The following is a 6000-nucleotide window of genomic DNA, read 5'->3' as shown; positions in this document are numbered from 1 at the left end:
TCAAAATTATAATAATTCAATTAGGTGCACAGAACCTAGTAAAACATATAAAAAATTTATTTTTTATATGTTTATTTTATCAAATGTATAATTTTTGTACCAACTTTAAGATTATTTTTTTGGATTCCCGTTTTCACGGGAATGACATCGGGCATGCTTTAAGCTATCCGCTCAACAACATTGTTAGATTCACTTCAATCTTATACTATTTTTTATAGGCGAAGCAATGAAACTAATTAAAGTAATTTGATCTTCAAAAATATTTCCATTACTTTTTTCGAGTAAAGAAAGCATTTGTTTAGAAACTCCGTAATGAGATCTTTGAATTAGCGCATTTGACTCGCCGATATTTTGTATTTCTCTCATTAAATCTAACGAAGTATCAAATTCTAATTTAATATTTTCATAATCAATAATTATCTCTAGAAAACCTGCTCCAGTAAGCAGAGGCAGCATATGATCAAAATGAATAAAAGGAGAAATATGAGGAGAGTGAGTATGACCCACACTTATTTCTGCTTCAATTAAGCAATTACGTAAATTTTTTAAACTACCTCCGCCGACAAAATTACCGATAAAAATACCATCGGGTTTTAAGAATTTTTTAATATTAAATAAAAATTTTTGTATATCATTTATCCAGTGCAATCCCAACGAATAAGTTATCAAATCAAATGAAGCTTCCGCTAATTCTAATTGTTCTTCGTCGATTAATAATTTATGATCATGCTTAAAGGAATTCAACAACGAATCCGACATATCGGCGGCAACAATTTTAGCATCAGGGTAATCTGTTTTAAGTAATTTAGTCAAATACCCGGCTCGGCAACCGATATCTAAAATATTTTCAAAGCTTTTATCAATTATTTTTAACCGTTCAATTATATCTTCTGCCGAGTGCTTAATAAACAAACTCTTATCGATTGCTTTATGCGCATTATCACGCTTAACTCGTAATTTATCTCTATCGAATATGTTAGTAACCTATTATCTCAAATATCTAAGGAGCGTGGTAAGAGCTAGATTGCCACGTCGTTGCCTATTGCAACTCCTCGCGATGACGGCTTTGTTGTTATTTTTCGAGCCATATGAGCAACGCTTATTTTTTCCGAGAGTGTAGCTTATCATATATTTTGCGTTCTTGCTCTTTCATTTCATTTAAAAACTCTTCTTGTCTTTTAAATTGAATATTTGGCGAAGTAGTTTTATATTTAGCTGCATAATTATCCTCACAAAATTTTAAAAAATTTGATATTACTAAATCTACAGTACTAACAGGCTTTTCTACAAAAAAAGTAGAGAAGTTAGCTGGATTACTTTGAGTTAAATAATATTTTTCATGAATTTTCTTTTCTTTTTCTATTTGTTTTGAGGAAAAAGATAATTTTTCTTTAGAATGAGAGTTAAACATATCGACGTCCTCACTCCATGGTAATATTATTACCGCTTGCTTATCTGAGCTTTGTGATATCTGCTGCTTATTTTCGTTAATATTAGCGTTTGCACTAACCGCATAGAGTAATAAAAAATATATTATCAATAATCTAGTAGCCATAACATTCTTAAGAGTTAGAATTTGTTTTTACCGGTATGGGCACCATAATACTACTTCTATATCGTTTATTACTATTAAAAAGTGATTTTTTTTGGACTCTACTATTATTGGTAAGATTACTGAAGCTTTCCACAGCAGCAGCATTTTCTAAAGTATTATCACCGTAATTACTTAAAGAAGCTTTATATAATGCCATATTACTAGCAATTTTGGCGACATCTTGCTTATATTTATTACCAAGGGAGTGAGTAGCCGAATGATAATGAGCGATAGCTTTATGCCAACTTCCTAATCGATCATATTTTGATCGCAGGAATTCTGCACCGTATTTAATATTTTTACTAGGGTCAAATGCTTGATTAAGTGAATCAAATGCTTCTAGATGGTGTTTAAGATTAATTTGCATACAGCCGACGTCAATATTTTCTTTACCTTTGATAATTTGTTTTTTTACAAATATCACTGCTTCTTTTTTACTATTAAAATAATATCCTTTTCCCTCAACATTAACTGCCCAGGGCCACACTACACTAATTTTATGTTTTTTATGTTTTTTACCGGATTCTTTCAGCGCTATTGAATGTAAGGTATTAGTAGGAATATTTAATTTTTTTTCATAATAGGGGAAAAGCTTTGAACATTTATTAGATTCGGCAATTTCTGTGTCTGCGATAGCATAAGAATGAGGGTGGTAAGCCAGCAATAAAGAAATAATCAGGCGTAGTAACATTCTCCTAATATCTTTATATATTTTCATTAATAAGTTATTATATTCTAGCCTACCTTATAAATCAAGAAAAGTTAGATATGTTTAATTAAATCAATTATAATCATTACTTTATGTTATTTTTATTTTTCCAATTTTAAGATTAATATAAACATCTGAATTATTTTTAGAAACTTAAGATATATTATATAAACCTTTAGAGGTATTTTATATTTAACAGAGGTATTTATATATTTGTGCTAGCTTTTTTTAATAAATTTAAAGCCGATCATTTTGTGGTTCACCTTCTTTATTTTCAGTATTCCATCCTTTAATAAAACTACAATAGTTTATTGCTTCTTTTTTAATTTTCTTAGGATTTAATATTGCAAGTATAGCTTTCCACTGCCAATCAGCCTGCTCTTGTTTACCTGCTTTCTCATCTTCATAAGCATTTTCAGCAATTTTTGTAAGTACGGCATATTGGCCTACAGTATTAAAAATTGAGTATGGCCATTCTAGAGAGGATTGGTATTCTAACTTTGAAATTATACTAGATATATCTGCTTTTCTAGCAAATTGTATTAATTTTGTATTAAATTCTTCCGAGCTTTTACAGTGTATTTCCCATTTTTCATTTTTATTAGCAATATTATTTACTAAAATACTTAATTGTTCATTTGTTTGGTTTAATTCTTTTTGTTTAATAACTATTGTCATAAAATAATTCCTGGTTTGTTAAATTTTATAAACTACTTATAACAAAGTGTTTAATTTTTGGCAAGAAAAAACCACATTTCATGGTTTTTTCTTAAAAAAATTGATTATTGACTGATTTGTTAAAAATGTTTATTATACTCGATAAATATAATAATATGTATCAGGTATAATTATGAAAGTTGTAAGTTCATTAAAATCTTTGAAAAAAAGAGACAAGGATTGTCAGATAGTTAAAAGAAGAGGAAAAATCTTTGTAATAAATAAGAAAAACAAAAGATTTAAAGCAAAACAAGGTTAATTATATTACTCATCTTTTAAGAATTATATAATAATAATAGCGAAATGGCCGGGCATTCAAAGTTTAAAAATATTCAACATCGCAAAGGTGCTCAAGATAAAAAAAGAGCCAAGGTTTTTACTAAGTTAATTCGTGAGATAGTGACTGCCATTAAAGCAGGTTCAGTCGATCCGAACAATAATCCTCGTCTTAGAAGCGCTTTAACTTCGGCGCGTAGTCAGAATTTACCAAAGGAAAGAATAGACAGAGCCGTTAATAGTGCAGCCGATTCATCTAATACCGAAAATTATACCGAAATACGTTACGAAGGTTTTGCTCCAAACGGCATTGCGATAATAGTTGAAGCCTTGACCGATAATAAAAACCGTACCGCTGCCGAAGTGCGTTCAGCCTTCACTAAATACGGCGGCAACCTCGGAGAAACCGGTAGTGTTAGTTATTTATTTAACCACCTCGGAGTTATACAATATCCTTCAAATATTGCATCTATTGAAGAAATATTGGAAATAGCAATCGAAGCCGGAGCAAATGACGTAAATTCTGATGAAGAATTTCACTCTATTTATACCGACGTTGAAAATTTTTCTCACATCCTTGAATATTTAACTAATAAATATGGTGTACCTGAAGAATCATATATCGGATGGATACCGTTAAATACCATAATTATTGATGACACCGAAAGAGCCGAAAAGCTATTAAAATTAATTGAAGTCTTAGAAGAAAGCGACGACGTTCAAAGAGTTTTCGGCAATTATGAATTATCGGATAATGTTTACGAAATTCTTCAAGGCGAATAATGAACAAGGGAATTCAAATAATTATCTTAGCAGCCGGCAACGGTAGTCGAATGAAATCGGATATGCCTAAAGTGATGCATAAAGTTGGAAATACTCCAATGCTTGAAATGGTCCTAAAGAACGCAGCTCAAGTAACTAATGATATTATTCTTGTTTACTCGCAGCAGTTAAAAAAATATTTAGCACCTTATGAGAATATATGTCGATTTATTTTGCAAGAAGAGCCTCTCGGGACAGCTCATGCAGTATATTCTGCTTTAAATTCTATTGATGATGACAAAATAACGACCGTATTATACGGCGATCATCCGTTAATTACGCCCAAGGTTATTAAAGAGCTGATTAATCATTTAGAAGTAACCGATTCAGCCGTTACAACCTTAAGTTTTGAAAGAGACGATCCGGCAGAATGCGGTCGAATAATTACCGATGAGCAGGGAAATTTTTTAAAAATAATTGAATTTAAAAATGCTACCGAGGAAGAAAAAAAAATTACGCATTGTAATTCCGGTGTAATGGCATTTGCCCCCGGTATATTAAAAAAATATTTGCCGGAGTTAAGATTTGAAACAGCTAATAGCAAAAAAGAGTTTTATCTTACGAAAATGGTTAAAATATGCAAAAATTATGCTGAAAAAGTAGATTATTTACTGTCGGAAGATTATAATTTGATTATAGGAGTTAATACCCAGGAAGAATTAAAAGAAGCAAATAATATATTTTTGCATTATAATAAGTAAAAACCTCGTCATTGTAAGTAGACGTTGTTGTGTGAATACCCAAACCGTCATCACGAGCGACTGAAGACATTGTTGCGTGGATCGGAAACGCCAGCAAAATACTGTCATTGCGAAGCCACGAAGTGGCTGCGGCAATCTTATGAAGTTAGCTAGATTGCTTCGCTTCGCTCGCAATGACGGAACAAATTGTTTTAGATTGCCGCGCTCCTTTTAGTCGCTCGCAATGACGAAACTAATATCTTCTAGTAACGACTAGTTTTTTCTTTTGGAGAGGTGGCCGAGTGGTTTAAGGCGCTCGCCTGGAAAGCGTGTTCACGGCAACGTGTCAGGGGTTCGAATCCCCTCCTCTCCGCCAATGAATCTTAGACGTATTAACCTCGCTTACTTTCCTTATAATGTTTAGTATACTTGTCCAGTAAAATCCTAATCATTTTTTGATAAGGAACATGTGCGGTAGCTGCCTGATTTTTAAAAAATTCTACGCTTTCTTTACTTAAAGAAATAGTTATTTTAACAGAATCATCCTTTAATAACAACTCTTTAGGAGGCGGCAAAAAATCTTTTACTATTTTCACTGCACCTATTTCTTCCTCAGTATATCTTATTTTCTTGTTCATAAATCCTCTTACCTTTACGCCAATATCCTGCTCCAAAAATTCTTATATGGTTGTCCTGGAACATAAAACGGACTGTTAAAATACCATCCTCAACCTTACCTAAACAAAAATATCTTTTTTCTATAATACTATGGTCTATATCTTCTAAAATTATCCTATTTATATCTAAAAATGCTTTCTGAGCTTCATAAAAATTTACATTATGCTTTTGGATATTAATTTTATTTTTTTCTTCATCCCATTCAAAAGAAGAATGCATTTTGAACCTATAATCGTTAATTTATAATATTAAATTTTGTTTTAAATGTCCATATATTTATATGGGTAGTAAGCCATATTTAAATTTAGTAGGTTTCAAATTAAAGCATAGTAAGGCTTAAGCGTCGCTCGAATTAAAGCTAGCCTAAACTCGTTAAAGGTTCGCATAACGTACCCCGCGCTCCCCGCCAGCTTTAGAAATCTTTTGCTCCCTTTCTTTTTTTCGAATTTTAACCGCCCTTATAAAATTTATTCTCTATAACTTTTTTAATAATTCCCTTAATCCCCCCTCTTTTAATTAGTATT

9 protein-coding genes and 1 tRNA gene are annotated in these 6000 nt (G+C 31.5%); 4 read left to right on the top strand and 6 right to left on the bottom strand.

Going from position 1 to position 6000, the window contains the following annotated elements; all coding sequences use genetic code 11:
* Window positions 1–189 precede the first annotated feature (189 nt).
* The 4 genes from OTR29_RS05560 to OTR29_RS05545 form a co-directional block, all read right to left on the bottom strand.
* The gene (locus OTR29_RS05560) at window positions 190–906 is read right to left on the bottom strand and encodes a methyltransferase domain-containing protein (protein WP_422229831.1); all 717 of its coding nucleotides are present in this window, start codon (window positions 904–906) and stop codon (window positions 190–192) included.
* A gap of 193 nt (window positions 907–1099) precedes the next feature.
* On the bottom strand, window positions 1100–1555 hold the full coding sequence (locus OTR29_RS05555) for a DUF2532 domain-containing protein (RefSeq protein ID WP_422229827.1): 456 nt from the start codon (window positions 1553–1555) through the stop codon (window positions 1100–1102).
* A 7-nt stretch (window positions 1556–1562) separates the two neighbouring features.
* Window positions 1563–2285, bottom strand: coding sequence for a lytic transglycosylase domain-containing protein (locus OTR29_RS05550; protein ID WP_422229829.1), 723 nt, complete (start codon window positions 2283–2285; stop codon window positions 1563–1565).
* A gap of 255 nt (window positions 2286–2540) precedes the next feature.
* Window positions 2541–2981, bottom strand: a complete 441-nt coding sequence (locus tag OTR29_RS05545) for a hypothetical protein (RefSeq protein ID WP_422229825.1) — start codon at window positions 2979–2981, stop codon at window positions 2541–2543.
* Between the two features lie 172 nt (window positions 2982–3153).
* On the opposite strand from OTR29_RS05545, the gene ykgO reads away from it, so the two are divergent.
* The 4 genes from ykgO (at window position 3154) to OTR29_RS05525 (ending at window position 5174) form a co-directional block, all read left to right on the top strand.
* Entirely contained in the window at window positions 3154–3279 is a 126-nt protein-coding gene (gene ykgO, locus OTR29_RS05540) for a type B 50S ribosomal protein L36 (RefSeq protein WP_004998227.1), read from the top strand.
* 44 nt (window positions 3280–3323) lie between these two features.
* On the top strand, window positions 3324–4079 hold the full coding sequence (locus tag OTR29_RS05535) for a YebC/PmpR family DNA-binding transcriptional regulator (protein ID WP_422229823.1): 756 nt from the start codon (window positions 3324–3326) through the stop codon (window positions 4077–4079).
* Window positions 4079–4819, top strand: coding sequence for a sugar phosphate nucleotidyltransferase (locus OTR29_RS05530; RefSeq protein WP_422229821.1), 741 nt, complete (start codon window positions 4079–4081; stop codon window positions 4817–4819). The genes OTR29_RS05535 and OTR29_RS05530 overlap by 1 nt, the downstream gene beginning before the upstream one ends.
* Window positions 4820–5086: 267 nt before the next feature.
* Window positions 5087–5174: transfer RNA gene (locus tag OTR29_RS05525), tRNA-Ser, on the top strand.
* 16 nt (window positions 5175–5190) lie between these two features.
* On the opposite strand, the gene OTR29_RS05520 is transcribed toward OTR29_RS05525, so the two are convergent.
* Both OTR29_RS05520 and OTR29_RS05515 read right to left on the bottom strand, forming a co-directional pair.
* Window positions 5191–5436, bottom strand: coding sequence for a CopG family transcriptional regulator (locus OTR29_RS05520; RefSeq protein ID WP_422229819.1), 246 nt, complete (start codon window positions 5434–5436; stop codon window positions 5191–5193).
* Window positions 5411–5695: a BrnT family toxin gene (locus OTR29_RS05515; RefSeq protein ID WP_422229817.1), complete on the bottom strand. Its 285-nt coding sequence runs from the start codon at window positions 5693–5695 to the stop codon at window positions 5411–5413. Before OTR29_RS05515 ends, OTR29_RS05520 begins: the two co-directional genes overlap by 26 nt.
* Between the last annotated feature and the right edge of the window lie 305 nt (window positions 5696–6000).

Origin of the sequence: Rickettsia endosymbiont of Halotydeus destructor (assembly GCF_049278075.1) — a bacterium.
GTDB lineage: Bacteria > Pseudomonadota > Alphaproteobacteria > Rickettsiales > Rickettsiaceae > Rickettsia.
This window is presented reverse-complemented; position numbering and strand designations above follow the sequence as displayed.